At 40.4% G+C, this 3,829-nt stretch carries 5 protein-coding genes and 1 pseudogene; 1 reads left to right on the top strand and 5 read right to left on the bottom strand.

All coding sequences use genetic code 11. The features are described 5' to 3' along the window. The 3 genes from JJE29_09220 to JJE29_09210 form a co-directional block, all read right to left on the bottom strand. Positions 1-431, bottom strand: a 431-nt coding sequence (locus JJE29_09220; protein ID MBK5252795.1) for a 2-oxoglutarate oxidoreductase, incomplete at its 3' end; no start/stop codon positions are given. Position 432: 1 nt separating this feature from the next. Beyond that, complete coding sequence (locus JJE29_09215) at positions 433-1,491, bottom strand: 3-methyl-2-oxobutanoate dehydrogenase subunit beta (protein ID MBK5252794.1); 1,059 nt, start codon at positions 1,489-1,491, stop codon at positions 433-435. A 4-nt stretch (positions 1,492-1,495) separates the two neighbouring features. After that, positions 1,496-1,702, bottom strand: coding sequence for a 4Fe-4S binding protein (locus JJE29_09210; GenBank protein ID MBK5252793.1), 207 nt, complete (start codon positions 1,700-1,702; stop codon positions 1,496-1,498). Between the two features lie 590 nt (positions 1,703-2,292). Between JJE29_09210 and JJE29_09205 the strand changes: the two genes are divergently transcribed. Continuing rightward, positions 2,293-2,529, top strand: a complete 237-nt coding sequence (locus JJE29_09205) for a DUF5050 domain-containing protein (GenBank protein MBK5252792.1) — start codon at positions 2,293-2,295, stop codon at positions 2,527-2,529. 84 nt (positions 2,530-2,613) lie between these two features. On the opposite strand, the pseudogene JJE29_09200 reads toward JJE29_09205, so the two are convergent. Both JJE29_09200 and JJE29_09195 read right to left on the bottom strand, forming a co-directional pair. Further along, positions 2,614-2,952: pseudogene (locus JJE29_09200) on the bottom strand (type II toxin-antitoxin system RelE/ParE family toxin). 5 nt (positions 2,953-2,957) lie between these two features. Then, positions 2,958-3,302 (bottom strand): type II toxin-antitoxin system Phd/YefM family antitoxin, encoded by a 345-nt coding sequence (locus JJE29_09195; protein ID MBK5252791.1) that lies wholly within the window; start codon positions 3,300-3,302, stop codon positions 2,958-2,960. Positions 3,303-3,829 lie beyond the last annotated feature (527 nt).

The raw sequence follows: 3,829 nt of genomic DNA, 5'->3' as shown, positions 1-3,829 counted from the left end.
GAGGTCGTTGTTTTTTGGCCAGGCATGGTAGTGGCGCTCATCTGGCCACCGGTCATACCATAGTTCGTATTGTTTACTGTTATTACAGTTATATTTTCATTTCTGTAGGCCGCGCTTACACTTTCTCCGATTCCGATGCTATACGCATCGCCGTCTCCTTGGTATGAGATTACAAGCGTATCAGGATTACACCTCTTGAAACCGGTGCTGACTGCCGCTCCTCTGCCGTGAAGAGCGTTGAAGTTATCCGCTTCCACTGCTGCTCCCATGAGCGAGTAGCATCCTACACCGATACTCCATATGCAATTCTTTTCCATCTTCAATTCTTCAACGCATTCGGCAATGAGCCTAACTACGACACCATGACCACAACCCGGACAGAAAGATATCTGCTTGCCCAGCATTTCAGGCACTTTTTTTGCTATAGCCATATTAATATACCTCCTTTATTTCACCATTTGTTACTTTGATGAAATCAGCCTTGATTCTCTTCATTGTAGGAATGCAGCTTGCATATGTGTAACAATACACGGGCTTTGATCTTTGCTCGGTTTTTTTAAGAGTAAGCGCAATATCGTCAACCATCTGTCCCGTTGCATTTTCTTCTATTGAGATATATCCTTTAACGGCAGGATTGACCTTTGCAAAGGCTTTTTCCGGGAAAGGCCACAGGGTTATCGGTCTGATGAATCCAACTTTATGACCCTCTGCGCGAAGCTGCTCGACTGCTCCCATTACCGATCTTCCGGCTAGTCCATAGGCGACTAGTACATAGTCGGCATCTTCAAGATACTCGTCTTTCCACATTTGCTCATTTTCTTTTGCTCGGTTATATCTTTCCTTCATCTCTACTGCTTCCGCCATCCTGTCCCTAAACAGCGGGGATATTCTTTCTTGGCTGTAGGTGCCGTCTATGGCTCCGAGCCTTCTCTCAACTGTTTTCATTTCAGGGAAGCTGCACGGCTCCATCATTTGTCCAAGGGAAGCTTCCGTATGGAGAATGGCTCCCATTCCGTATTTGTCTCCAAGGTCAAATGCGTGGGAGATGAGATCAACCGATTCCTGAAGGCTGTAAGGCGACAACACAAAGTTTCTATAGTCTCCGCTTCCACCGCCTCTTGTGTCTCTATTATAGTCGGATTGACCTGTCTGAAGATTTCCTAGTCCGTTTCCGTATCTTACAACATTTATAGCCAAGAATGGCAAGTCTGAATCCGCCATATGAGAGATGGCTTCCTGCTTTAATGTCATTCCAACACTTGACGATGCAGTAAAGCATCTGACTCCCGATGCTGAAGCGCCGGTCAAAATGTTCATGGATGCCTGTTCGCTCTCCGCCTGTAGAAATACTCCGCCTACTTCATCCATCCTGGTTGAGAGGTATTCCATTATCTCTGTGGACGGTGTGATCGGGTATCCTGCATAAAATCTTGCGCCCGCTCTGAGTGCCGCTTCCGCAAATACGTGATTGCCTTTTATCATGTCTTCCATTTTATTACCCCCTATCTCCTAAGATTTCAAATACCCAGTCCGGGCACATTGTGTAACAGATTCCGCATCCGATGCACAGGTCGTCATTTACAACTACCGGCCTATAACCGGTAACGCTGATTTCTTCGCTAAATGAAATAGCCTTCTTTGGGCAATTTGCTACGCATATGCCGCATTCCTTACATCTTTCTTTCCTTACTTTTACTTTCATCTTTTGTATACCCCCCATTCTTTTAAATTTAATTTAGTTTCATAGTCAAAGTCATTTTACCGGCATCGACTTCTTAAAATAGATTTTACATATTCATTCCATGTTAAGTATAGCAGTTTGATTATTTATAATGCAATATGCATGCCAAACCGAATAACGGGCTCAATGCCCGTTATTTAGTAGCAAATATTTATATTTTCATTGTTTTGTGTTTCTTAAGTTAACGCTACGTTTCATAAAAACGACACCGTTTGCTTTATTTCTTTTGATCCTGCACTTCAGTTCCTATTGCTTTCATCAATTTTTTTAAGCGCGCAGAGTAGATGTTCAGGGAAAACCAGGCGCAAATTTTACATACATATGCTTTTATACTATAATTAGTATGGTTTTTATGTTAATATATGGATAGTCTATTGAATATTTAAAAGCCGCGATGAAAGTGCTGGGCTCGCTTGCCATTCCGCTGGCCTCTTTATTCCTGCTGTACAAAATCGTCTTGGACATACCGTTTAACTGGTTGTTTCCGCTTTATTTTTTGCCGATTTTCAGCATCGCATCCGCCCACAATTACGTGCCGATGACGCTTGATCTTGAACAGGATCAAAACCGGCGGCACCGGACAAGAGACCATCTACAGCATGAGTTATCTGCTTGACGTCCATCTTTTGGACAACTGGATCTATTTCATCAGCCATGCCGATCACTCCAGCCTGTACAAAATGGACATAAACGGTAAAAATCTTCACGCTTTGAGCGATATCTCCATAAAAGACTTTTCCATCTATGACGGCCGGATATATTTTAGCCATGAAAAAGACGGACAATGAGTGCTGGAAAGCATGGACACAGACGGAAGGGATGTCCGGTTTGTCGCAGATATACTGCCCTTCGAGATGTTTAGTAGGAACTAGTTATTTTTTAATTTTCGTTAATTTAACTTTTCTCTTTATTGCTTTTTTATAGCACTTATCATCTTCTCTTTTGTCTACAGCTACTATTATCATATTTCTTTTCTTTCGTTCACTCGTATAAATCACGCGTATACCAATTCCTCGATATTTGATTTTTTAGAACCCTGTCAAATTTCCAATTCTCCGGTTACCTAAGGGATATCCACGCCCGCCTTCGCTTCTCGGTAGTGGATTAGCACTTACAATCTCTATTCCTGCAGAAACTGCGATTAGCATTCCTTTATCGAATTTTCTCATGTCATCTTGGGCTTCATCCAAATATTCAATTTGCCATGGTATATTTTTCACTCAATTACCACTTCTTTTTTAGCCGCTTCAATATCATCGCGAGTAATTCCAAATTTCTTCATTACATCTTTATGAGATGTCGTCTTTCCATTACTTTCATTAAAACGCTTACATGCTAAAATTGCCAATTCGAGTTCTTCGATATCCTCAAGCATTTCATTATATGCAGACACACTCATAATGACTGCATGAGGCGAATTATTTTTCATAATGAGTTTGGCTTTATCGAGATTTTTTAAAACCTTTGGAGCTTCTCTTTGTAAATCAGAAATAGGGATATAATCATCTTGGAAAATACGGCCTCGTCTTGTACTGCCTTTTATTACTTGTGCGCTAGTCATCTGCGCCACCTCCTCTATATTAACAAACACATATCTCTATATATGACTATGATACAATATAATTATACCCGTTGTATATTATTTTACGTAATATTTTCAATATATTTTATATAATACTTTAAAATATTCTTAGATTGGTTCATGATTTTCTTTCCGTACGAATTTCCCTATTATTAATCAAACCATTCAATTTTAGCCCTTCGCCTGGGGCAATACCCTTTTTCTTATATACAAATTCGTAGATGTATAAATGGTTAGAGTGTCACAACTGACATTTAAGCATTAATGAAATAATCAATTTTGAATTGGTTTTCATCTCATCCCCTCTTGTTTTCCATATTCTATTAAAACAGGAGGTATTCCTCTTTCAATGCGCCTTTTCCCTAACCCGCATCATGTGATTCGTTTGCAGATTCCCATTATGGTTTCCAATCTCTATGTTGATTCAATCATTGGGGACTGTCCGAGACCAGTGATTCTTAATAGTTTGACTTTTTCACTGGTCTCAGACTGTCCCCAATGATTAT

It is taken from the genome of Peptostreptococcaceae bacterium, from assembly GCA_016649995.1.
GTDB lineage: Bacteria > Bacillota > Clostridia > Peptostreptococcales > BM714 > BM714.
This window is presented reverse-complemented; position numbering and strand designations above follow the sequence as displayed.